The sequence below is a fragment of the Klebsiella sp. GW_Kp182 genome (genome assembly GCF_040062275.1).
GTDB classification, from domain to species: Bacteria; Pseudomonadota; Gammaproteobacteria; order Enterobacterales; family Enterobacteriaceae; genus Klebsiella; species Klebsiella michiganensis.
This window is the reverse complement of record NZ_JBEAFQ010000053.1, coordinates 25,769-49,733: the sequence shown is the minus strand read 5'-3', so window position 1 is coordinate 49,733 and position 23,965 is coordinate 25,769. Positions and strand designations below refer to the sequence as shown.

The following is a 23,965-nucleotide window of genomic DNA, read 5'->3' as shown; positions in this document are numbered from 1 at the left end:
GAGCCGGTGTTTATGAAAGATAGACATTGGCGGCGGTTGGCCCTCGCAGTCCGTTAACGCGACGAAATTCAACGCGAATTCCTGGGCTGATTGTGGTGGGTTCGCCGGGCGATAATGCGGAAATATGAACCTGAACGTCTTTACGACCATCGGAGGGGATTATCAGGCCTTTGCCTGTTTTATTATCAAATGCTTTGACAATACCTGTCATTTTTTGGAACAACGAAATACCTTTTAAATATGAAAACCGGCACGACTATACAGTAAGCGCGCGGGAAGTCTATTCAAATCAAAATAAAACCCGCGCTGGCGGGCTTTTTTTCGCCAAAAGAGATCGGCGCTGGCTGATTATTGCTCAACCACGCGCGGCAATCGGCATCTGGCAAGAGAAAATTATGCAGCGGGTCGTGATGAGGACTGAAAGAGTTTATGGCAGTAGGGACAAATGAGTTGCGCACCTTTTTGGACTCGGCTGAAGCTGTGTTCTGAATCCTGGGAGCAGTTAGGGCAGGAGCATTTAACGAGATAATTACGGCGAGTTTTAGCGTCTTTGCGTTCTGACATATGATATTTCCTGATTTAAGAGCGTATGACCATACAGCATTCTACAGAAAATAGCTCTAACTCATTCTTCGCAGCGGTGGTTCAGGCTGTGAGCGGCAGGACGAAAAAAAAGATCCAGCGGAAGCGTGCAGGAGAGGATTTTTCCCCTATTTTTTGTGATTAACATCACTCTTTAAAATAAAATCAATTTATATCAATTAATTAGCGATCATCGATTTTGGCGTGTAGAGAACATTTTTCTCCATTTTTCCCGGAATAGAGTGAAAATAGGCAAAATTTTCTTCCTCGTCTGATATACATTTTAATAGTGATTGAAGGACGCAAATCACGCTGTTAATGATGAAATAGCTATTCCTTTTTGGCTATTAAACGGAGTTTTGGCTGTTGTTTTATTCGCCAGCTCCGCCGAAGGCGTCAATAAAAAATCACGACCTTTATGTCTAATAATAATTTGAGTGTACTCTATGAAAACCAAAACTAAAGATATTGCAACCCTGGCGGTACACGCTGGAAATCAATCCGATCCGGTAACTAACGCTATATTTACGCCGATCGTCACGGCCAGCTCATTTATTCAACCTAACCTTTATGAAGGCGGCGATTTTTGTTATTCCCGGGTCTCTAATCCAACGCGTCAGGCTTATGAATCGGCGCTTGCCGAGCTGGAAGGCGGCATTTACGCCACCGCCACCGCATCGGGAATGGCGGCCACCAATATCGTGATGGAACTCTTGCCCAAAGATGCCCATATTATCGCCATGAAAGGCGTCTATGGCGGAACCTGGCGGCTGTTCGAAAAATTAAAAACGCGTACCACCGGCGCCACGATTTCCTATATCGATTTGAATGATGAGCAAAGCCTGATGGCCGCTATTCAGGAAAATACCGCTTTAATCTGGATTGAAACACCGACCAATCCCTTACTGGAACTGGTCGATATCGCGAAAGTGTGCCGTATTGCTAAAGCACGCGCCATTACTACCTGCGTCGATAATACCTTTGCCAGCGCCTGGAATCATAAGCCGCTTGAAATGGGCGCGGATATGGTCATGCTCTCTACCAGTAAATATGTCGGCGGACATTCAGATTTAATTGGCGGCGCGGTAATCACCAATAATGAAACGCTGGCGTCGAAGCTCGACTTTATTAAAACCACCATCGGTTCCATTGCCTCGCCATTCGATGCCTATCTTGCCCTGCGCGGTATGAAAACGCTGGATCTACGCATGGCGCGTCAGTGCGGCAATGCGCTGCGGGTGGCTGAATATCTGGAAAACCATCCGGCGATTGCCAGCGTCTATTATCCCGGCCTGCCGTCGCACCCGCAGCATGCGCTGTGCAAAAAGCAAATGCGTTCAGGCGGCGCGGTGGTAACCGCAACGCTGAAGGGGGATATCCAGAGTCTGAAACGCTTCATCGGCGGTCTGCACTATTTTGTGCTGGCGGAATCGCTTGGCGGGGTGGAGAGCATGATCAACCATTCGGCTTCTATGTCCCACGGGTCGATGTCAAAAGAAGAGCGGGAGGCTATTGGGATTTACGACACGACGCTACGTTTCTCCGTCGGTATTGAATATATCGATGATTTGCTGCAAGACCTTGACAGCGCCTTCGCCGCGATGGGCATCGCACAGGATAATCATCATGCATGACTATGGCATCTGGACGATTATTACCCCGCTGGTCACCATTATTCTGGCTATCCTGACTCGCCAGGTGATCCTTTCCCTGCTCACCGGCATTTTCGTTGGCTACGCGGTGATTAACCACAGTATTATCCAGGGCGTTGGCGCCACCCTGAACGGGATTATCGAAACCTTCGCTTCCGCCGGTAATGCGCGAACGATTGTTTTTATGGTGATGATCGGCGGTATTATGCGGCTGATTGTGGTGACCGGCGGCGTGCGGAAACTGGTGCAGTTTCTGTCGGAAAAAAACGATTTCGTCACCAATAAAAAATCGGTCCAGCTGCTGGCGATGCTGGTGACATCGTTGATTTTTATCGAGAGCTCGATAAACCAGCTGATCGCCGGGGCCTCGACGAAAAACCTTGCCCGACGCTATAAAGTCTCACCGGAAAAGATGTCCTATATTATCCAGACATCCTGCGTCTCCGTCTGCTCGTCGGTGATGATCAACGGCTGGGGGGCGGCGATGATGGGCGTTATCGGCGTACAGATTGCGCAGGGGTACCTGACCGGCGAGCCATTTGAAGTCCTGGCAAGCTCAATGATCTGGAACACGATGGCCTGGTTTTCATTAGCCTCGGTGCTGTTTTATATTCTCTCCGGCTGCAGCTGGGGGCCAATGAAAAAGGCGGAGGTGAAATTTGAAACGATCCAGACCGAAATAGAACAAGAGCATGGCGAAGAGGAGGCGGACTCGGTAATTGACCATCCGGCCTGCAATTCATTGCTGAACTTCTTTATTCCCATTCTTTCCACTGTGTTAATGGTTCCGGTTGTTCTGTATATTACCGGCGACGGACAATTCTCAAAAGGCAGCGGCTCGATGTCGGTCTACTCCGGCGTTATGTTTGGTACCGTCGTCTCTTTTATCTGGTTCCGCGCGCGCGGTATTCTGAACGTTGAGAACTTTTTCAAAGAGCTGTATATCGGCTACGCCAGCATGGTTAAAATTAGCTCAATCATGATCCTGGCTTTCCTGATGGGGCATATTTCAGCGGAACTGAATACCGGGCAGTATATCGCCTCCATTACCTCCGGCGTTATTCCATCCGGTTTCGCGATCGGCTTTATCTTTCTGATTGCCGCGGTGATGTCGCTGGCCACGGGCACCTCATGGGGGACCTTCGCCATTATGATTCCGATTGGCGTTCAGCTGGGCGTCTCAATAGGTATCGACCCGCACTTTATGATCGGCGCGGCGATTTCCGGCTCAATTTTTGGCGACATGACTTCCCCTATCTCCAGCGATGCCATCGTGGCCTCGATGGCGACCAGCTGCGACCATATTGAACATATTCGTACCCAAATGCCTTATGCGCTGGTGACGGGTAGCCTGGCGCTCGTTGTTTATTTAATTGTCGGTTTTACGCTTTAACCTACAGATTTAAGGACGCAGGGCGGCGCCCGACCGGTAAATGGGCGCGTTGAAGGCATTTTTATGTCCGTCCCTGGAGAGAGGCAGGTAAAAAAACCGGCAGAGCTGCCGGTTTCGTCGTTAGATCTTACAGGCGTCGCCGCAGTCATCGTCGGCAACAACGGCCTGCGCTTTTTTATCGGCCTCTTCAAGGCGCTCAGCGTTGCGCTCTTGCGCTTCTTCCAGCCCGCTAAAGACGAGGTTATCGAGATCAATTTCCATGCGTTACCCACTTAAGTTCAGTTTTGACCGTGAGCAAGTATAGGCAAAACGCCGGGGGGATGCACCCGGTGTGAACCCGTGTAGCACATAGCGATAAGTGCGGGTGTGTTATTGCGTGCTGTCGGGAGCGAGCGCGGGTCGGGATCCTACTAATAATAATAGTTGAAAGCATGTTTTATAACCTGCCGGCGATTATTATAGTCGCGATCAAATTATTTATTAAACGAATCGACAACGAGCGCTGGGTTAGACATTGACTTGTATAAAATATGCTAATATTGACCGGCTTATGGATGTATCTATGGATTATGGTCAATGGTCTCGACAACAGCAGTAGCCGCTATCAAAGAATGGCGGAAAACTAATAAATTTATTTGTCACGTTAAACTCAACTATAAAAAGGTATTGCGGAAATGCAGAGAAATATCTTTAATCGGAGGAAAATATAAGGAATATCAGACGTTATGTGAAAATTACGCTTGCGCAAAACTAACAGGAGCAACCGAGGGTCTGGTTAACTTTGAAGATAAACCCTTTAAGGCCTATTTAAATAAAAAGATGTCAAAAAGAGCGAAGCTCAATATTGCTCATGGCGCTTTGAATTTTATAGAGAAAACCTTTCTTCCCGAGGCGTTGCCGCAGCTGTACGATATGAAAGCATTTGGTCGTTCGCTAATCACTATTCCGCTGAAAAACGGTACCTGCATTGATGTGAAGCTGCTGGCATCGCCTTTTCAGGAGGAGGGGGAGCTGATGATCTTAATGTTCCTGGGCGATAAACGCGTCTACAGTATCTGTTTTTCCTGCACCGAAGATGGCCAAGCCTGGATTGGCGGCATTCAGGGTGGGAAAGACATTGATAATGAAGAAGTGAAAGCGCTGACCAAGGAGCTTTACGGCATCCGACCTAAGAACTTAATTATCACGCTGCTGTACGGTTTTTTGTCGCATTTCAATATCAAGGAGATCTATGCGATCGACAGCCATTACCATGTTAAAAGCGACAGAGTAAAAACCAGCTATTCTGAGCTTTGGCTGGAAATTGGCGGTGAGAAGCATAGTCGCGGCTGGTATAAATTACCGGCGAACGAGATAAAGAAAAGCCTGGAAGAGGTTAAAAGCAAGCACCGGAGCCAGTTTATCAAGCGAGAAGGCTTGAAAGAGCTGGCCCAGCTGGATATGGCCGCCGCGCTACGCGACATTAGCGTGAATCGTCACGGCTGATTATCCTCGTTTCGCATTTGCCGGTGGGCAGGGGGCTGCCCACCGGCAATGGCGGAGTCAACGCAAGCTGAATGCGGCCGGCGCCTTCATCGCGGTGGCCGCTCGGCTAACACGTTATTCACTAAGCTTTAGGCTGGGAGGCAGTTGATTCATCGTCACCAGAACCCCTCGATGGAGCTGAATAGCGCCCAGCTGTTTTAATTTGGCCAGGGTTCTCATGACCCCACTGCGCGACAAAAAGGTTCGCGACAGAATATAATTGGCGGCGGTGATTTTATTTTTGATCGCTTCCGGTTCATTGTTTAATTCTATAAGCTGATGAACAATGATCTCATAACAGGAAAGTTTAGAAACCTTAAAGCAGTGGGCGTAGACTTTTGCCGACGAATATTCCAGAAGTCGTGAGACGTTTTCCCATAATTGCTGTTCGGCGATGATCTTATGCGCCTCGTTAATTGATATCAGGCCAATAGAAGATGTTTCCTGGGTGCGCAGGTAAATATGCCGAGAATAACGTAGCTGACTATTCATGCCAAAGATGAATGGACTCGTTTCGGAGTTGATGATGAGTCCGTCGTTGTTGCGATATAAAGACATCGTGCCACGGAACAAAACCAAGCATTGATGCTGGTTTTCTTTTACTATGCCGATGTTTCGTCTCCCATCCATTAACATTTGGTTACATTTGGGTGCCAGGCAGCGAATGAGTTTATCAATGTCGTCTATGGGTTTGGTGATGGTCCGGAGCAGATCTGTGTCATGTTGCACACGAGGGATTGTTTCCATGCTTATGATTTCCTTATAAAAAAGAGAACTCCCAAAAAACAGCAAACTGTAGCCAAAACATTATCGATGACGCTGAGGGGGCGAATAAACCCCCAATGAGTCTACACATAGACTTAAAAAAACTTGCCGCCTCATCAGACTTAAGATAAATATTAATAGCATAAGCTTATAAATCTCCTTATTTACATAACAGCTAAATCTATTTGGTTTTAATTTTATCGATGTGGCATTTGGGCTATTCCTGATATTTGATATTATTGGGCGGTAGCGTTTATGACTATTAACAGTGTTCAGGACTTGCAGTTATCAAGGATTGCTCGACAGTGGATTGCCAGTAGCCATGAGCAGAGTCAATACAGGAGCCAAATCTCAGGGGCTCCATTGAAGAAACCGTCAGGTTGGCTATGAAAAAACGAAAATATTTAAGTAAAAAAGAGGTGCAGGCATTAATTGATGCTTCGCAGCAGCAGGATGGCTCGCTGCGTGATTATTGCATGCTCCTCATGTGTTTTATTCACGGACTGCGCGTAAGTGAATTACGTTTTTTAAAAGTGAGCGATATTGATTTATCCAGCCAGCGGATCGCCATTCGGCGTTTAAAAAATGGCTTTTCAACTATTCATCCTCTTCAGCCCCGTGAACAGCTGGCGTTAAGCCAGTGGCTGGTTAAGCGCACGAGCTGTTTAAACGCCGATCTTCCCTGGCTGTTCCTGTCGCGAAAAGGCACTCCGCTTTCCCGACAGCACATTCACGTTATGATGCGAAATTATGGCGTGCAGGCCGGCATTGCCGTTCCGGTACACCCGCATATGCTGCGCCACGCCTGCGGTTATGCGCTTGCGGAAGAGGGCGTTGATACACGCCTGATTCAGGATTATCTCGGCCATCGCAATATCCAGCATACCGTCTTGTATACGGCGAGCAATCCGGCGCGCTTTAGCTCGATTACCCTCTGAAGCCGGAGTATCTGGCTCGATAAGAGCCAGATACCCTTTAGTTATAGGTAAAGTTCATAACGACCATCGCGCTGATATGACCCGCGGTGGCGTCCCCTGCGACGCTAAATATGCGCGCGCGCATATCGAATATGGCCTGACGGTTATTATCGACGTCGACGGCAATAGATTTTCCGCTGCCTGCATTAATTGAACCGGTTATACGCTGAAGTTCTATCGCGACATTGCGTGAACTGTCCGGGCTGCTCACGTTGGCATATAAATCAGGGTCAGCTCCGTCGACAGGGCCTGTAAAGTGAGCGGTAACGCTTGATGTTCCTACAGGGCAGTGGCTCAGCGTGACGTAAAATTCTTTCCACTCGGAGTAAGAGTTGGCCGCGCTAAGCCGGCGGCTGGGAATATTTTGTCCGAGATCGATATTATAAATACCGTTGTTTTCGACGGTGCAGGAAGACGCAACAATATCGCCGTTGATATAAAGAGTGACATCCGCAGCATAAGCGGGTAATGACGACGAAATCGCCGTAAATAACGTTATGACGGCCGGGCTGGCGATAATTCTCATTATCGACTCCTTAAGTAAGCAGTGAGAAACGAGAGCGGGATAAACTCAGTTGTACATCATCGTTAAGGTGGCCACCGCGTTGGCGTGGCCGGGATGGATCTCCGGCGTGTTCTGGTAATAGCGAAAGGTGAGCGGCAGGGTTATCGATGCGCCAGCCTCAGGGATGGTGCCGACCGGGAAAAAACGATCGAACTGGACGGGCGAGCCGTTATAAAGCACCTGAACGCCGACCCCCTGGGCTACGCCGGTTTCATTGCTTAAGGCCACTACGCCGAGCGTCGGGGAGAGATAACCTTGACTGCTTATTGACGTATTCACGGCGACCTTATCGTCGCACCTCACCGGAATTGACAAACTCTGTTCGCCGCTGGTGCTGCCCGGACCAGAGAATTGGCCCACCGGAACAGCACCCATGTTGACAGTTAACGTCGAGGGGACGGTGCAGCTTACCGCTTTATAAACAATATCTCCGGCATAGCCGATATAGTTTTGCTGCCCCTGGCTGCCGATGCCCAGACCGGTATCATAGACCCCCATACCAAATTTGGTTTGCGCGACATCGAGAGTGCCGCTCGTTGCCGTATCCCCCGTTTTTACCAGCGTTAGTGTGACCGTATATCCAAAGGTCATGCTGGCGTCGCGGGAGATATACCCCAGCGCCTGCGCGCGCGTATCGCAATCGCTGCCGATACCACTCACCCTTTGGCCGGCGCTATTTTGCAGCGCAATACCGATGCCTTCGACGCCGGTTTCATAGACCCCCGGAAAACCCGCGACTTCTTCGCCGCTGCCGTAATAGCAGGCGATAATGGGGTGCCCCGGGGTGACATCCGCCCAACCGCTGCGGCCTTTGCAGTTTCCGTTAAAGGTGAAGACCCGCTGCGTGCCGGGAATATCGCTGCCTACCGGCAGCGCCCGCGATACCGCGATCTGCGCGAGCTGCTGGGTAAACGGCGTGGGCGGAGAACTGGGACAATAGTTGTTCTCCGCGTGGGCAGCGCTGGCGATCAGAGTAACCAGCATAAGGGGGACGTTGACTCGTTTCATATCGTCATGCTCCTGCTATAAACACTGTGCATTAAGGTTGATGATCCCGCTGGCGCTTTGCGTCAGGCTGTAATTCACTCTGCACCGGCCATCAGGGTCGTGACTCCAGCTAACCTCCAGCTGACCCGCGTCTTTTAGCCCCGTCAGATAAACCTGTCCTCCATCGCCTACGATGAAGCTTTTTGGCGTCGGGGAGGCGGGATCGATAACCGTTGCGCCGAACGGTACCGACGCGCCGTTGCGTTTTCTCAGGGTCATCAGGACCCGTTTACCGAGGCTGGTTTCATAGCTGGCCTTCACCAGCGCGCCGCGCGTGGGGATGACCGTCTGCGTTGCCAGCGCCAGTTCGGCATCATCGGCCAGGGTTTCGGTATTCAGCGTGAGATCGTTTTTGCGATAGGGGCTGAGGTAGGGGACGACGGTGTAGCCGAAGCGATCGGTTTTGACGCCTGACTGCCCAAGCACCGCTACGTTTTGTGCGCCGGGCGCGGCGATCAGCGCCATCGTTTCGCCGAGGGGCTGGCTAAAGGTGAGGCCGTTGCGATGCGCCACGATCCCGCCCTGCAAACCATAGTTAACGCGTTCGCTGTAGCGATCGCGGGCGTAGCCGACGAGGGTCTCGGCGTAAGAGGCGCGCCAGTCGGCATTAATCCCGCTATTGCTTCCCTGGCCCTGAGAACCATAGCCCTGCATGACGCTCCAGCTCAGATTGTTATCGGCCAATAAGGTACCGCCCAGGCTCAGATTATTGGTGGTATTCCCCTGCTTACTGGTATTCATCATGTAGCTGACGTAGGTGGGATGGCCGCCGAATAATTTCTCCAGAGGAATACTCATGGTGAGCGCAAACAGCCCATCGCGGTCGTAGATGCGCCCGGAGCGCTGGCCGTAGCGTTCCGCAGAGTGAATGTTATAGCTGTAGCTCAGACCGAAACTGATGCCTTTATACGAACCGTTGTAGCTCGCGCTATATGACTCCATGCGTTTGTTTGTATCCCAATAGTCTTCCACGATGGCGCTAAGCGCGAGGTTGCCTGGTATCTGAAACAGGTTCTGGCTGACGGTTAACTCGGCGCGGTTGCGCCTGCGTTCCGGCATCACGTAGCGCCGCCCATCGCGCCAGGTATTAAGAACGTCCTGCATATCCCAGTAGCCGCTGGTGGCATAGCGATAGCCAGCGAAGGTGAAGTTAGTCCCGGTCTGCACCAGGTTTTTGCTGTAGCGAATACGCCAGGATTGGCCTTCTTCTCGCGGTCGATTTTTTTGCTGCGACCAGGCCTGGGTGATATCGGTGGATAGGGCGCCAATGGAGCCCAGGTTTTTACCTATGCCCAACGCTAACGCCTGGTATCTGTTACTGAACTGGCCGCCGCCGTATACGGTGTAGCCGGCGGGAAGGCCATAAATCGCCGTGCCGGCGGCCAGCGGGGCTTTATCGATGCCGTTGTCATAGGCGCGGTAAACGCCGGTGGTCATGGCGTATTTTAACCGGCCTTCGCGCTGCAGCACCGGGACCGAGGCGTAGGGCACCACGAGGAATTGTTCGCTGCCGTCAGACTCTTTGATGGTGACGTACAGATCCCCGGAACCGCCGGTGGGGTACATATCGGTGATTTCGAAGCTGCCGGGCGAAACGTAGGTCTGATAAATGATGTATCCGTTTTGTCGGATCGTGACCTGGGCATGGGTACGGGCGATCCCCCGCACTACGGGGGCATAGCCGCGTAGGCTCTCCGGCAGCATATCGTCGTCAGACGCCAGCTGGCCGCCGCGAAACGGAATACTGTCGAAAATATCGGAAGGCGTGGTGCTATCGCCCAGCGTCAGTCGGCTCTTCAGCGAGCGTATATCGCGCTGGGCGTAGGTATAAACGGTATCCCATTTTGTTGAGGTGCCGCTTTCACCGTTCTGGCTGTTGCGGTTCCAGGTGGTGTAATTACGCAATCGCCAGGGACCGATATTAAGACCGGGGCGTAAATTAATGTACTGCGCGTTTCCGCCGCCGCCGCCGCCTTTTTTGTCCCGGTTGTTGGCGCCGCTGACGCTGTAATTGACCAGCGCCGCCGGAATGCCGTCATCCCACCGCGCCGGATCGACCCAGCCGCGCGCGGCGTTGGTAAGGGAAGATTGGGGAAAACTTAACAGCAGCTGCTGGTGCGAGAAACGAAAGTCGGCGCTGGCCTGAGGAATCGCCGACAGCCTTGCGCAGCTGGCATCGGGCTGGCCTAACGTCGGATAACGCTGGATCATGACGCCCCATGAGGCCAAATCGTTCAGGGACAGGCAGGGCTGTAATGTGTTCTGTCCCTGCGCGTTTTGCTGTATGCGGAACTCAACGTCCCGGGTATCCACCTTGCTGTCATTGACATAAATATCCACCCTGTAGCGTCCGGGCTGCTGCCCGCCATGCTCCTCGAAGGCGGAGAGATCGGTGGTGGCCAGCCCGCCTGCGCCGGTTTCCAGATGGGCGGGGTTGAACCGTTCCCGGGCGTTAGCTGAGGGGCTTATCCCCACAATCAGGGCAATCTGGGTGGCGATAAGGTAAGCTAAATTCAAGGGCGAGTCGCTTGAGGTTCTTTTGTTCATCCTGAAATGCTCCTTAGCTGACGGCAAATCGCCGCAGCGCAAACCGTCGGCAGCGGCGGGTTAGCGAACCTGCGTGTGGCTTTTTCCCACGCCGCCAAAGTCGCTAATGATTTTCCATGACACCAGGCCGGTCACCTTGCCAGGGGTAGCAAACGTGGCTGAGCTCATTGGTGCGACAAAGGTGGCTTCGGTAATGGGATGATTGCCCACCGTGACCTCGTTGAAATTCATGTAAAACGGCGTCGGATTCGATACCGTTAGCCTGCTGCCCGTCAGGCTCCATTTCAGCTTATGGGTCACCTCTTCCGGGATACCCTTCAGCGTTTTGGGACGATAAATAAGCTTGAGGCGCGTTCTTACGGCGATTTGCAACGTGTTCGCGTCTTCCGGGGCGGTATTTGTCGGAATAGCTTTGACGTTTAGCCAATAAAGCGACTCGCGATCGGTAGGGAGCTGGCCGCCGGTATTGACGATCCGCAGCAGGTTTTGCTGATTGCCGTCGAGGCGGAACAGCGGCGGGGTAATAATAAACGGCGGCCTGGCCGGATCGTTATTGCGCGGCTCCACCCACGACTGGATCAGATATGGGCCGGTATCCGAATTGCTGACGCTTAAAGAGGCCTCTTTTTTGCCGCCATCAAAAATCAGTCGCGTGCCGCCAATTGTGACGCCGCCGCTTTCTGTCGCCGCCGCTAATTCGCTCGCCAGCACCAAGAGGAGAAGGGGAAATATTCTATATCCTTTATGCATGATAGCTATTGACTCCACAAATACGAAAAGGGACGGACCGGCCGCTGCCGGTCCGCGGAAATAACGCCAGCGCAACAGAAATACGCCGACGAAATATCCGTTAGTTGTAATTGAGGGTAAATGTGCTGGTAGAGTTAGCGAACCCTGCGTTTACGGTGCTTGATGTCGCATAATAGCGGGCGACGAAAGCGAGACTATTTCCGCCCGGCTGCAGCGGGTAAGCGGATGAGGCGGTATATAATGGAACGACGACGTTTTTATTATCCATTAACTGGATCCCGACGCCCTGTGCCACGCCAGGCTCTTGGGTGAGCGCCAGAATAGTACCGACGCTGCTATCCGCCGTGCCGTCGAATTTTACCGTGGCCGACTTAGCGGATTTCGGGCAATCTTTCAGCTCAATAATAAATTTAGTCGCCGAGGCCGTGGAGCCAGCGCCGTTGAAGGCTTTGCTGGAGACATTCCCCATCATAACCGACAGCGGGTTTGTCATATTATTGATCACGGTACAGGCGCTATCGGTGATGGAACCGTAAAAATCAATACGGCCATCATCCGCGAATACGGAGGCGGACATGACACCGGCTAACAGACCAACAGCAATAAGACTCTTGTTCATAAGGTAGTCCTTATATGCAATATAGAAAGGTAATAGCTTCACAGAAATAAATTTCTCATGAGCCTTTATTAATCTGATAGCCAGATGTCGTGCTGAAATAGATTCAGTGACGCTGAGGTTTATTTCTGCAGAAGACATTTTGTATCAAAGTGTCATGTTTAGTTTTATCTATTTTGTTTGTTGATTTTTTAGATGTAGATGCCAAGGATGGCGATTTTTGCAATATTAAAAACTATAAATTCAGGATTGGATGGTAAATAATCTGGTGTTTCGGAGGGTAACGTCTGAGGTCAGGGTTTACTGGAAAATGCGCGTCAGTTTCTAATCTATTGATAATTAATGTTTTTAATTTTTCGAGATGCGAAAAACCTTACGGGCTGAAAGGTTATTAGCGATTTATTATGTTAGTGACAATCTGATACATTATGTCAAGTAAGAAATATATTGGTTATCGCGTCACCATATATTTTTAAATCTTGCAGCATTGCTCGCAGTATAAAGCACCGTATGCTGAATATTTTTGTGACCGAGATAATCCTGAATTAGCCGGGTATCCATGCCCTTATCGGCCAGCGAAAAACCGCAGGCGTGGCGCAGCATATGCGGATGGGCCGCAATCCTTAAACCCGCACTTTGGCTATAGTGGCTAATCAATACGTGGATCCGCTGACGCGATAGCGGCGTTCCTTTTTGCGAAAGAAATAGCCAGTCGCTGTCGCTGTTGCGATAGTTTTTACGCGCCGACAGCCATTCACGGATAAACGTCATCTCGCTGGAAAAGAGAGGATGCGTGGTGGAAAACCCATTTTTAAGCCGTTTGACGTAAATTGAGTGGTTATGCAAGTCAAGGTCAGATAGCCGCCAGTGGCGAATTTCGCTGACGCGGCAGCCGTGAATGAAGCACATCCAGATTAAACAACGATCCCTCTCCGGGTTCGCTCCCTTATACGCCTCGTTGATGATTTTTTTTATCTCAGTTTCGGTGAGATATTTTCGTTTATTCATGTTTACTCTCCTGAACAGCCATGAAATTTTTCCCCTTCAGGTGTCAAGGCGAATGGCTTCGCCCGATGTAAGCGGTCAAATGAACGCGCCGGGTATGATTAAACAGCGGGGGGAGGATAGCAAGACGATCGGACTGATTCGCCTGGATCGAAACGGGCTTAACAGCGGATGCAACGCGGGCTTTGCGGCTTTCGTTATAACCCATCATTCGTTCAACTTACTTTTATAAATTAAAAAATTTTAAACATTTAATGCCTGATAGTTTTACATTATTTTTACAAATACATATAATTCCTTACGTTCTTCGCTCTGTCCGAGAGCGTCCAACCAACATGATATGCGGTATGCGCTTTTCTTGGTCTGATAACGCGCTGTTTATATGAGATGTTTTGGTTTTTTCGACTGACGTCGTATGGGATGAAATATGGACGAACAACAAGGTAGCGGTAGGGGCCTGTTCTTTACCGTTTACCGGGTACTTTTTGCATTACTGAGCTTTGGCACTGGACTCTTTTTCACTATCTGGGGGGGCAAACTCCTCTCTCTCGGCGGCAGCGCCTGGTATCTGTTAGCCGGTCTCGCTTATCTGCTTATCGCCGTCGGCTATCTTGTCCGCAGCCGCTATGTCCTGCCTTTTGCCATTCTGACTTTCCTGTTGACCCTTTGCTGGGCGCTGTATGAAGTGCAGCTCAGCTATTGGGGCCTGATCCCCCGGCTGGTCGTTCCCGCGCTGATGCTGATGCTGGCGCTGTGGCTGGCGGCGACGCTGCCGATCCCGCCTGCGCGCAGACGCTACGCCAACTGGAGTGCCTCGGCGATTTTTCTCCTGCTGTTGGCGACGCTGGTTTCCGCCTTCTACCCGCACGGCGGTATTCATCACGGCGTGGTGAAAGCGAGCGACGACAGCACGCCGACCCTGGCTGCCAAAAGCGATAACTGGGCGTTCTTCGGCCGCGATGCCTCCGGCACCCGTTTTGCGCCGTACGATGAGATCACGCCGCAAAACGTCAAAAACCTGAAAGTCGCCTGGACGTATCACACCGGCCGCCGGCTAACCGGCGCCGGGATTGGCGTCGATGAAAATACCCCGCTGCAAATAGGCGACACGCTGTACTCCTGTACGCCGCTGAACGTGGTTACGGCGCTGGATGCGGATACCGGGAAAGCGCGCTGGCGTTTTGACCCGCACGCAAGTACCGCCGAACACGTCACCTGTCGCGGGGTCGGCTATTACGATGTACAAAGCGATGATTCGCTGAGCGCAGAAGAGAAGGCCAGCCCGGCGCTGCAGCAGTGCCCGCAGCGTATCCTGGTGTCTACCGTCGACGCCCGTTTGATCGCCCTGAACGCCAAAACCGGCGAACTGTGCGATGACTTCGGCGATCACGGTAGCGTCGATCTGAAACAGGGTATGGACAATACCGAAAACAGCAAACGCTACCACCCGACCTCAACGCCGGTGATTATGGGGCATATTGCGGTGCTCGGCGGCTGGGTGCGCGATATCGTGCACGGTGAACCGTCCGGGGTGGTACGCGCGTTTGACGTACGTAACGGAAACGTGGTGTGGGCGTGGGACGTCGGCCAGCCGGAAAACGTTACCGACCCGGTAAAAGGTCGCGTCTATACCCTCGAAACGCCGAACGTCTGGACGGTGCCGGGCTTTGACAAAGAGCTGAACCTGATTTATCTGCCGACCGGTAACGGTCCGCCGGACTACTGGGGCGGCGATCGCAACGCGGCCAAAGAGAAATACGGATCTTCCGTGGTGGCGGTGGACGCCAGCAGCGGCGAGACGAAGTGGGTCTTCCAGACCGTGCATCATGATATCTGGGACTATGACCTGCCGTCGCAGCCGGTACTGTTCCATATGAAAAACGAGCGGGGCGAAGAGGTTCCGGTTCTGATCCAGACCACCAAAACCGGGCAGATTTACGTACTCGACCGGCGTACCGGTAAGCCGGTGACCCGCGTGGAAGAGCAGCCTGTCGCCCATGATGGCGCGGAAGGCGAGCATCTCTCCGCCACCCAGCCTTTCTCCACCGGCATGCCGCAGCTGGGCGTCGAGCCGCTCACCGAGAAATCGATGTGGGGCGTGACGCCGTTCGATCAGCTGATGTGCCGTATCGACTTCAAAGCGTCGACTTATCTGGGCATGTACACGCCGCCGTCAGAGAAGCCGTACATCGAGTGGCCAAGCCTGCTGGGCGGCATGAACTGGGGCGGTATCACTATCGATGAGCGCACAGGAACGCTGTTCGTCAACGATATGCGGATGCCGTTGAGAATGTCGCTGGTGCGCAAAGAGGATATGGCGAAATATAAAGTCTCCACCGACGAGGTGCCCGGCTTTATGGGAACCGTGCGGCCGCAAATTGCCGGGCCATACGGCGGCGTGCGGATCGATATTTTGCAGTCGGCGCTGGGCGTTCCCTGTAATACCCCGCCGTTTGGCACCATGAGCGCCATTGACCTCAACACTCGCCAGCTGTTGTGGCAGGTGCCGATGGGGTCGGTGGAGGATACCGGTCCGCTGGGGCTGAAAACGCACATGCATATCCCGCTGGGTATGCCGACGCTGGGCGGCCCGACGTCAACCGCTTCCGGACTGGTGTTCTTCGCGGGAACTCAGGATAACTACCTGCGCGCGCTGGATTCCGCCACCGGTAAAGAGCTGTGGCGCGCTCGTCTGCCTGTTGGGGCAGTGGCGGCGCCGCTGATCTATAAATCACCGAAAAGCGGTAAAGAGTACGTGGTGATCTCCGCCGGGGGCGCCAGCCACTCGCCGGACGTGGGCGATGATATTATTGCCTTCGCGCTGGAAGAGTAGCCGCAGCCGTTTCGCTCTTGCGCAAGTAACCGCCCCCTGTGGGCGGTTTTTTTATGGTCCGAAGCCTGGCCGGCGCTAAACCGCGTGACAGGCGACGTGGTGGCCGTCGGCGACCTCCCTTAATAGTGGAATATCGCGACGGCAGCGGTCGCTGGCCTGCGGGCAGCGGGAGGAAAAGCGACAGCCGGAAGGCGGCCGGGACGGGTCGGGAATTTCACCTTGTACCACCGCGACCGGCTCGCTGTCCGGATCGAGGGTCGGTACCGCCGCCAGCAGTGCCCGGGTGTAGGGATGCAAAGGCCGGCTGAATAGCGCATCGCGGCTGGCAGTCTCCACCAGTTGCCCGAGATACATCACCGCCACGTCATCGCAGAGATGTTCTACCACCCCGAGATCGTGGGAGATAAACAAAAACGTCACCCCATGATCGTCGCGCAGATCGGAAAACAGATTAATAATCTGCGCCTGAATCGACACATCGAGGGCCGAAATCGGCTCATCGGCAATAATAAAATCCGGGTTTAAGATCAGCGCCCGGGCAATGCCGATGCGCTGACGCTGGCCGCCGGAAAACTCGTGCGGGAAGCGGTTGTAATGCTGCGGGGCCAGCCCGCAGATGCGCATCACCTCAAGGGTTTTGTCATACAGCTCCGCCCGGCGACAGAGCTTGTGCTCCAGCATCGCTTCGCCAATGGCGTCGCCGATGCGAATGCGCGGGTTTAACGAACTGTAGGGGTCCTGAAACACCAGCTGGATTTTAGGCCGCAGCGCGCGCATTGCCCGCGGCGGCAGTTCGGCAAGTTCCTGACCGCGAAACTTGACGCTGCCGGCGGTCTTCTCATACAGCCCCAGCAGCGTACGGCCAACGGTGGTTTTCCCGCTGCCGGATTCGCCCACCAGACCAAAAATCGTTCCCCGGCGAATCTTAAAGCTCACGCCATCCACCGCCCGCAGTACGCCGGTCTGCTGACCGAACAGCCCATCGCGCAGCGGGAAGTGTTTTTTCAGCCCATCCACTTCAATCACGTATTCATGACTCATGTCACGGACTCCGAAAGTTCACTGTAAAAGCAGGCGGCCTGCCGGTCTTGCCCTGACAGCGGCGGAATGCTCTGTCGGCAGCGCGCGGTGGCTTTTGCGCAGCGCTCGGCGAAGGCACATCCGGCGGGAAGGGCGGCGAGGTCCGGCACCTGGCCGGGGATTGAATAGAGGCGTCGGCGCCGGGCCCCCGGCACCGGCCGCGAGGCAATCAGCCCCTGGGTATAGGGATGCTGCGGGTGACGCAGAATCGCGGCGGTCGCGCCCTGCTCGACGATACGCCCGGCGTACATCACCACAACGTGCTCGGCCATCTGCGCGATAACCCCGAGATCGTGGGTAATCAGCATCATCGCCATCCGGTTGGCCCGCGCCTGGTCGCGCAGCAGGCGCAGGATCTGCGCCTGCACGGTGACGTCCAGGGCGGTTGTCGGCTCATCGGCAATCAGCAGCTTCGGCTGGCAGCTCAGCGCCATGGCAATCATCACCCGCTGCAGCATGCCGCCGGAAAGCTGATGCGGATAGCTGGCCATCAGGCTCTCCGCGCGCGCCAGCCCGACATCCGTCAGGCGCTGGGTAGCGTGTTGCCATGCGGCCTTCGGCGGCTCGCCGCGGTGGCGAATCAGCGGTTCGCAGAGCTGCTCGCCGACGGTGAGTACCGGATTCAGGGCGGTCATCGGCTCCTGAAAAATCATCGCCAGCTGATTGCCGCGCAGGTCGGCCATACGGGCGTTTTTCAGCCGCAGCAGGTCCTGGCCCTCAAAAAGAATTTCCCCGCCGTCAATGCGCGCCGCCTGCGGTGGCAGCAGGCCCATTAACGACATGGCGGTGACGCTTTTGCCGCAGCCGGATTCGCCGACCACGCCAACGGTCTGCCCGGCGCGAATAGTGAACGACACATCCTGTACCGCGCGTACCCGGTTTTTGTCGGCGGCAAAAGAGACCGAAAGCTGATTAAAGGTGATTAATGCGCGACTCATTTCAGCCTCTGTTTCATTTTAGGGTCCATGGCGTCGCGCAGGCCGTCGCCCAGCACGTTAATGGCGATGACGGTGATAAAAATGGCGATCCCCGGCGGCATCCACAGCCAGGGCCGGCGCTGAAAGTCGATCAGGCTATTGGCGGCGTCCATCATATTGCCCCACGATGGCGTCGGCGGTACCACGCCAAGCCCGAGGTAGCTGAGCGCCGACTCGCTGAGGATGGCGTTCGCCACCGCCATGGTCGCCATGACCACCAGAATCGGTACCGTATTCGGCAGCAGATGACCAAACAGACGGCGTCGCGCCGACAGTCCCAGCACCTGGGTCGCCAGCATAAAGTCGCGCTCGCGCAGGGAGAGGCACTGCCCGCGTACCAGACGCGCCAGCTTCGGCCACTCCAGCAGGCTCAGCATAATCACCACCATATAGATGCGTGAGTCCGGTGAGAAATCGAGCTCCGAGAGCATCGCGCCCGCGACAATCAGCAGCGGCAGGCCGGGGATAGTCATCACCAGATCGGCAAAACGCATAATAAGTTTATCGGTCAGGCCGCCGGCGTAGCCCGACAGCGCGCCGAGCAGATAGCCAAGGGTGACCGACAGTAGCATGGTCAGCAGGCCGATAATCAGCGAAATGCGCCCGGCCAGCAGCAGGCGGGTGTAAATATCGCGACCGAGAAAGTCGGTACCCAGCCAGTGTTCCGCGCCGGGCGGCCTGTTAATCATCAGCGCGTCGGTGGCATCGTCTTTCCACGGCGACCACAGCGGCCCCAGTATGCACCAGAGGGCCATTACGACCAGCAGCAGCAGGCACAGCATCGCCAGGCGATTGCGGCGCAGCGCCTGCCAGGCCTGACGCCAGGGGGATGGGGTCACCTTCGCCAGCGCCGGGATTTCCGCCTTGCGCAGGCGTCGGTTAGCAGAAAACAGAGAGCTGAGCATCAGGACCTCACGCGAATGCGCGGGTCGACCCACGCGTAAAGCACATCGGCAATCAGGTTGCCAAGAATGGTCAGCACCGCCAGAAACAGGGTAAAGCCCATTAACACCGGGTAGTCGCGGGCGGCCAGCGAATCGATATGAATATGCCCGGCCCCCGGCCAGTTAAACACTTTTTCGGTAATGATCGCCCCGGAGAACAGCCCCGGCAGCTCGAAGCCGAGCAGGGTGATGATCGGCAGCAGGGCGTTACGCAGGGCGTGCTTGAGGATAACCGTGCGTTCGCGCAGCCCTTTCGCGCGGGCGGTGCGGATAAAATCCATTTTCACCACGTCGAGCATGCTGGCGCGAAAATAGCGGGTCAGGCTGCCCGCCTGGAGCATCACCAGCGCCAGTACCGGCAGCACCAGATGGGCGGCGACCTGCAGCACATACTCCCAGCCGCGATCGTCGCTGCCGGTATTGGTCATGCCGCCCACCGGCAGCCAGTGCAGGTCGACGGCGAACCACTTGATGAGCAGCAGACAGAGAAAAAAGGTCGGGAACGACATGGCGGCGAACACCGCGACGCTCACCAGATGATCGAACGCAGAATTGGGCTTCAGCGCTGAGACCACGCCCACCGTCAGGCCAATTCCCCAGTAAAATACCAGCGCCACGCTGGCCAGCAGGAAAGAGTTCCAGATGTACTGGTTGAGCAGCTGGCTGACCGGGATCTGGTACTGCAGCGAAAACCCGAGATCGCCGCGCAGCAGCTGGCCGAGCCAGTGGATATAGCGGGTGAGCAGCGGCTGATCCAGGCCGTAAATGGCTTTCAGTTCGGCGGCGCGGGCGGCGGTGAGGGTGATATTGCCGTCGATAAAATCGCCCGGCGTTTTGGCAAACAGCATAAAGATAATAAAGGAGGCCAGCAGCAGCATCGGCAGCGTTTGCAGCAGCCGTCTCAGGATGAAATTTCTCATGACATTCTCACGTCAGCCGCCGGTCATCCCGGCGGCCGGGGATTTACTTAACGATTTTGACATCCGGCAGGCTGCCGGTCAGGCCGTTGTAGATATCCGGTTTGAAGCCGGTGACCCGGGCGCTGCTCGCCGAGAGAATTTCACGGTAGCCGAGAAGGATCACCGGCGGGTCCTGCGCCAGTACCTGATACAGCTGGTGGTAGATAGGCTTACGCTTCTCGACGTCGAGCACCGAGTTACCTTCGGTAATCAGCTTATCGACCTGCGGGTTGTTATAGCCGGACTCTTTCGCTTCCGCGCTGTAAAAATCCCACACGCCATCATGCGGGTCGTTAAGGGTGCTGGTGCTGAACGACGCCAGATCGTAATTACCCGACTTACGCTGCGCCATCAGGGCGTTGAAATCGACGACCTGCGGTTTTAACAGGACGCCAATCTGCTGCCAGTTCTCTTTGGCGATGGGGATCAGCGCATCGTTGAGCACTTTCTTGCTCACCAGCAGCGTTAACTCCAGGCGTTTGCCCTCTTTAACGCGGATACCGTCCGGCCCCGGTTTCCAGCCGGCTTCGTCAAGCAGCTTTTTCGCCTGCGCCGGGTCGTAGTGATACGGGTTTACCCCGTCGGCGTTCCAGGCCCAGGAGATCGGCGCGATAGGCTCAATCGCCACCTTGCCGTAGCCCTGGTAGACCACATCAATCAGCTTCTGGCGGTCGAGGCCGTAAATCAGCGCCTGGCGTACCTTCACGTCCTTCAACGCCGGGCGGCGGACGTTAAATTCCACCTGGCTGTAGTCGCTGGAGCCATAAAGGTTGATGTTGGCAAAGCCGAGCATTTTCAGCTGTTCGATATCGTCAGGACGCGAGGTAAAGGCGTCGTAGTCGGTTTCACCCGTCTGGAAGAGCTGGAAGTTGGTTGACGGGTTGGTCACGCGATAGATAAAGCGCGGGGTGGGCGGCGTACCGCGATAAAAATGGCTGTTGGCGTGGAAACGAATCTCCTGGCCGGGGATGTATTTGTCGTAAACGTAAGGACCGTTGCCCAGCGGTTTGCCGTGCAGGGTGCGCAGATAGTCGAGGTTGCCGCGCTGGTAGCCTTTGCCGTAATAGGCTTTGGAGAGTACCGGGCCGCCAATTTTTGCCAGCGTCGTCGCGCCCGGCTGGGTGGTGGTCACCTGCAGCGTTAAGGGGTCAAGCACTTTCAGACCGCTGACGCTATCGGCTTTCGCCGCTTTGTACTCCGCGCCGCCGGCAATATTGGCGAGCGTGATATCGGTATCGCCGTCGTATTTCGGATCCAGCAGCACGGTAAGGGTAAAGGCGACATCGTCGGCGGTCAGCGGCGAACCGTCGCTAAAGGTCAGGTTGGGGCGCAGCTTGATGGTGTAGACCTTGTTATCCGGACTCACTGTCCAGCTTTCGGCGAGGCCCGGCACCAGATTGCCGTGGCTGTCCCAGTCGATCAGGCGAGAGAAAATCACGTTGGTGACGTTCTCATCCCAGCCGTTGACGAAGAAGTAGGGGTTAAAAATGCCCTGCGGCTCGGAGATGCCGGCCACGACGGTATCTTTGCGCAGCTTCGCGGCGGCGGGGATCTGGCTGGCATCGCTGGCCGGGGTGATCCCTTCTTTTAAAATGTCGTCGGCGATGGCGACCGAAGAAAATGCCACCGCGCCGCCGAGCAACGCGATTTTCAGAGCAAGCGCGAACCGCGTCTGTTTGGTTTTTAACCCGTGCAGTAGTCTGGACAAAAGTGCTCCCTCATCAAAGAATTGCGTAAAATATTTACAAATCATGACGAAAGATAAGAGGCGCACCGCGCACTGTCTAACACCGAAAAGCTATGGCTTATAGCGATTTAGCATTAGCAATAATTCAGCATTAATCTGTCATTTTTGCGCTAAGCGCCAGCATTCTCTGCTGTCGGTTCGCCGGAGAAGGTCAGGCGGTCTGCTACCCAGCCGGCATGCTGCGCTAAGCGCTGATTTGCCAGCGGTGTCGCCAGGCGTACCCGCAGCTGGCCAATCACCCGTCCCTGAATCTGCTCGCAGCTGCCGTAAAGCAGGCGAGCATCGTCGCCCAGCAGGGCGGCGATATGCTGTAAGTTGGGTTCATGTCCGCTGCTGCCGTCAAAATGCAGCGTGACCAGCTGCTGGTTTCCGCTCAGCGGCGGACGCTCGTCCGGGCGGTCATGGTGCAGCGTGCCGAGCAGGCTTTGGGTGACTTCGTGCCGGGGATGGCCAAATACTCGCCACACCTCCCCCTGTTCGATAATTTCTCCGCGCTCAAGCACCGCGACCCGGTCGCAGAGGGTGCGAATGACGTCCATCTCATGGGTGATCAGTACGATGGTCAGACCGAGGCGCTGATTAATCTCTTTTAGCAGTTTCAGCACCGCAAGGGTATTTTCCGGGTCGAGGGCCGAGGTGGCTTCGTCGCACAGCAGGATCTCCGGCTGCGTAACCAGCGCGCGGGCGATGCCGGTACGCTGCTTTTGTCCCCCGGAAAGCTTAGCCGGCCAGCTGTCGCGCAGGGCGCTGAGGCCGACCAGCGCCAGGATCTCATCGACCCGTCGCCGCCGCTCCGCTCGCGGTACCCCGGCCATTTTCAGCGGCAGCTCAACGTTCTGCGCCACCGTTTTGGTGGCCATCAAATTAAAGTGCTGGAAGATCATCGCGACCCGGCGGCGCAGGTCGCGCAGCTGGCTGCGGGAGTAGTGCCGCGTATGCTCGCCGTGAATGATAATTTCACCGCTATCGGCATTTTCCAGGCGGTTGAACAGGCGCAGCAGGGTTGATTTTCCGGCGCCGCTGCGCCCGATAATGCCGAAGATTTCTCCCTGCGCGATCTGCAGATTAATATCCCGCAGCGCCTGCACGCCGTTGGGGTAGGCTTTACTTATCTGGCTTAGCTGAATATGCGTTGTGGCGTTGGGTTTTTGCGTCACGATAGCGGCTCTGTTAACGAAATTAAGCGGCAGCCCGCAGGCTGCCGATGAACATCCGGCGATTAAAAACCGGGCAAAATTTTGCCTTTATAGCGGGTGAGAATAAAGCTGCGCACGCGGTCTGAGTTCAGGGCTTTCGCCAGCTTCTGAATGCCGGGATCGTTGATGTTGTCGGGACGCGCCACCAGATACTCGACGTACAGGTCGCTGCCTTTTTCCACCAGCAGCGCCTTGTCGGTATCAATTCCGGCCTCCAGCGCATAGTTGGCGAAGATAAACGCCAGATCGACCTGATTCACCGCCCGCGCCAGCATTGCGCCTTCCAGCTCGCGAATTTTAAAATGGTGTGGATTAGCGGTGATATCTTTGGTCGCCGACTGCGGATCCTGCGGGTTTTTCAGGGTAATCAGCCCGGCATTGCTGAGCATCACCAGCGCGCGACCGGTATTCACCGGATCGTTCGGAATGGCAACGGTGGCGCCATCCGGTACCTCTTTGAGCGTTTTATATTTACTCGAATAAGCGCCAAAGGGTTCAATATGCACGCCGACCACCGGAAGCAGATGGGTATGGCGGGTCTGATTGTAGTTATCAAGGAAAGGGCGGTACTGGTAGTAGTTGGCGTCGAGATTTTTCTCCGCCAGCTGCTGGTTAGGCTGGATAAAGTCGTTAAAGACTTTAATTTTCAGATCGACCCCCTGTTTCGCCAGCTCGGGCTTCACGAACTCGAGAATTTCGGCATGGGGGACCGGCGTTGCGCCCACGGTCAGCGTCTCATTGGCGCTGGCGGACAGGGAGAAAAGGGCCAGAAGCCCCGCTGCGAGGATTGTTTTTTTCATTGTCTT

The 23,965-nt window shown here is 54.7% G+C and carries 22 protein-coding genes; 5 read left to right on the top strand and 17 right to left on the bottom strand.

All coding sequences use genetic code 11. The features are described 5' to 3' along the window. Positions 1-10 precede the first annotated feature (10 nt). Entirely contained in the window at positions 11-223 is a 213-nt protein-coding gene (gene cspF, locus ABLU88_RS22855) for a cold shock-like protein CspF (RefSeq protein WP_004136705.1), read from the bottom strand. A 170-nt stretch (positions 224-393) separates the two neighbouring features. Beyond that, entirely contained in the window at positions 394-564 is a 171-nt protein-coding gene (locus tag ABLU88_RS22850; RefSeq protein WP_213220741.1) for a YnfU family zinc-binding protein, read from the bottom strand. A gap of 464 nt (positions 565-1,028) precedes the next feature. Between ABLU88_RS22850 and ABLU88_RS22845 the strand changes: the two genes are divergently transcribed. Both ABLU88_RS22845 and ABLU88_RS22840 read left to right on the top strand, forming a co-directional pair. Then, the gene (locus ABLU88_RS22845) at positions 1,029-2,216 is read left to right on the top strand and encodes a PLP-dependent aspartate aminotransferase family protein (RefSeq protein ID WP_224237494.1); all 1,188 of its coding nucleotides are present in this window, start codon (positions 1,029-1,031) and stop codon (positions 2,214-2,216) included. Beyond that, positions 2,209-3,627 carry a Na+/H+ antiporter NhaC family protein gene (locus ABLU88_RS22840; RefSeq protein ID WP_032749783.1) on the top strand — a complete coding sequence of 473 codons (1,419 nt, stop codon included), beginning with the start codon at positions 2,209-2,211 and terminating at the stop codon, positions 3,625-3,627. Before ABLU88_RS22845 ends, ABLU88_RS22840 begins: the two co-directional genes overlap by 8 nt. A gap of 120 nt (positions 3,628-3,747) precedes the next feature. Here ABLU88_RS22840 and ABLU88_RS22835 read toward each other — a convergent pair whose 3' ends face one another. After that, complete coding sequence (locus ABLU88_RS22835) at positions 3,748-3,888, bottom strand: hypothetical protein (RefSeq protein WP_004851627.1); 141 nt, start codon at positions 3,886-3,888, stop codon at positions 3,748-3,750. 315 nt (positions 3,889-4,203) lie between these two features. On the opposite strand from ABLU88_RS22835, the gene ABLU88_RS22830 reads away from it, so the two are divergent. Then, complete coding sequence (locus ABLU88_RS22830; RefSeq protein ID WP_154950832.1) at positions 4,204-5,112, top strand: DUF535 family protein; 909 nt, start codon at positions 4,204-4,206, stop codon at positions 5,110-5,112. 114 nt (positions 5,113-5,226) lie between these two features. Here ABLU88_RS22830 and ABLU88_RS22825 read toward each other — a convergent pair whose 3' ends face one another. After that, the gene (locus tag ABLU88_RS22825) at positions 5,227-5,898 is read right to left on the bottom strand and encodes a helix-turn-helix domain-containing protein (RefSeq protein ID WP_049079336.1); all 672 of its coding nucleotides are present in this window, start codon (positions 5,896-5,898) and stop codon (positions 5,227-5,229) included. 404 nt (positions 5,899-6,302) lie between these two features. On the opposite strand from ABLU88_RS22825, the gene ABLU88_RS22820 reads away from it, so the two are divergent. Beyond that, positions 6,303-6,854, top strand: coding sequence for a tyrosine-type DNA invertase (locus ABLU88_RS22820; protein ID WP_014838689.1), 552 nt, complete (start codon positions 6,303-6,305; stop codon positions 6,852-6,854). Between the two features lie 37 nt (positions 6,855-6,891). Here ABLU88_RS22820 and ABLU88_RS22815 read toward each other — a convergent pair whose 3' ends face one another. The 6 genes from ABLU88_RS22815 to ABLU88_RS22790 form a co-directional block, all read right to left on the bottom strand. Further along, entirely contained in the window at positions 6,892-7,419 is a 528-nt protein-coding gene (locus ABLU88_RS22815; RefSeq protein WP_025105874.1) for a fimbrial protein, read from the bottom strand. Positions 7,420-7,464: 45 nt separating this feature from the next. Next, complete coding sequence (locus ABLU88_RS22810; protein ID WP_025105873.1) at positions 7,465-8,466, bottom strand: fimbrial protein; 1,002 nt, start codon at positions 8,464-8,466, stop codon at positions 7,465-7,467. A gap of 15 nt (positions 8,467-8,481) precedes the next feature. Next, positions 8,482-11,052 (bottom strand): fimbria/pilus outer membrane usher protein, encoded by a 2,571-nt coding sequence (locus ABLU88_RS22805; protein ID WP_048262250.1) that lies wholly within the window; start codon positions 11,050-11,052, stop codon positions 8,482-8,484. Between the two features lie 60 nt (positions 11,053-11,112). Beyond that, complete coding sequence (locus ABLU88_RS22800; RefSeq protein WP_025105871.1) at positions 11,113-11,802, bottom strand: fimbria/pilus periplasmic chaperone; 690 nt, start codon at positions 11,800-11,802, stop codon at positions 11,113-11,115. 100 nt (positions 11,803-11,902) lie between these two features. Continuing rightward, on the bottom strand, positions 11,903-12,421 hold the full coding sequence (locus tag ABLU88_RS22795; RefSeq protein ID WP_049079334.1) for a fimbrial protein: 519 nt from the start codon (positions 12,419-12,421) through the stop codon (positions 11,903-11,905). A gap of 456 nt (positions 12,422-12,877) precedes the next feature. Beyond that, complete coding sequence (locus ABLU88_RS22790; RefSeq protein ID WP_348838050.1) at positions 12,878-13,426, bottom strand: tyrosine-type DNA invertase; 549 nt, start codon at positions 13,424-13,426, stop codon at positions 12,878-12,880. Between the two features lie 424 nt (positions 13,427-13,850). Between ABLU88_RS22790 and ABLU88_RS22785 the strand changes: the two genes are divergently transcribed. After that, positions 13,851-16,256, top strand: coding sequence for a membrane-bound PQQ-dependent dehydrogenase, glucose/quinate/shikimate family (locus tag ABLU88_RS22785; RefSeq protein ID WP_048262248.1), 2,406 nt, complete (start codon positions 13,851-13,853; stop codon positions 16,254-16,256). A 75-nt stretch (positions 16,257-16,331) separates the two neighbouring features. On the opposite strand, the gene ABLU88_RS22780 is transcribed toward ABLU88_RS22785, so the two are convergent. From ABLU88_RS22780 to ABLU88_RS22750, 7 genes are all read right to left on the bottom strand, one after another. Continuing rightward, positions 16,332-17,297 carry an oligopeptide/dipeptide ABC transporter ATP-binding protein gene (locus tag ABLU88_RS22780; RefSeq protein WP_025105867.1) on the bottom strand — a complete coding sequence of 322 codons (966 nt, stop codon included), beginning with the start codon at positions 17,295-17,297 and terminating at the stop codon, positions 16,332-16,334. Beyond that, on the bottom strand, positions 17,294-18,274 hold the full coding sequence (locus tag ABLU88_RS22775) for an ABC transporter ATP-binding protein (protein WP_032719243.1): 981 nt from the start codon (positions 18,272-18,274) through the stop codon (positions 17,294-17,296). Before ABLU88_RS22775 ends, ABLU88_RS22780 begins: the two co-directional genes overlap by 4 nt. After that, positions 18,271-19,221, bottom strand: coding sequence for an oligopeptide ABC transporter permease (opp4C, locus tag ABLU88_RS22770; RefSeq protein ID WP_128334807.1), 951 nt, complete (start codon positions 19,219-19,221; stop codon positions 18,271-18,273). The genes ABLU88_RS22775 and opp4C overlap by 4 nt, the downstream gene beginning before the upstream one ends. After that, positions 19,218-20,177: an ABC transporter permease gene (locus ABLU88_RS22765; RefSeq protein ID WP_049083734.1), complete on the bottom strand. Its 960-nt coding sequence runs from the start codon at positions 20,175-20,177 to the stop codon at positions 19,218-19,220. Before ABLU88_RS22765 ends, opp4C begins: the two co-directional genes overlap by 4 nt. 43 nt (positions 20,178-20,220) lie before the next feature. Next, positions 20,221-21,924 (bottom strand): ABC transporter substrate-binding protein, encoded by a 1,704-nt coding sequence (locus ABLU88_RS22760; RefSeq protein WP_049083733.1) that lies wholly within the window; start codon positions 21,922-21,924, stop codon positions 20,221-20,223. Between the two features lie 149 nt (positions 21,925-22,073). Further along, positions 22,074-23,120, bottom strand: a complete 1,047-nt coding sequence (locus ABLU88_RS22755; RefSeq protein ID WP_048262240.1) for an ATP-binding cassette domain-containing protein — start codon at positions 23,118-23,120, stop codon at positions 22,074-22,076. 62 nt (positions 23,121-23,182) lie between these two features. Beyond that, positions 23,183-23,959 (bottom strand): MetQ/NlpA family ABC transporter substrate-binding protein, encoded by a 777-nt coding sequence (locus tag ABLU88_RS22750; RefSeq protein WP_046878498.1) that lies wholly within the window; start codon positions 23,957-23,959, stop codon positions 23,183-23,185. Positions 23,960-23,965 lie beyond the last annotated feature (6 nt).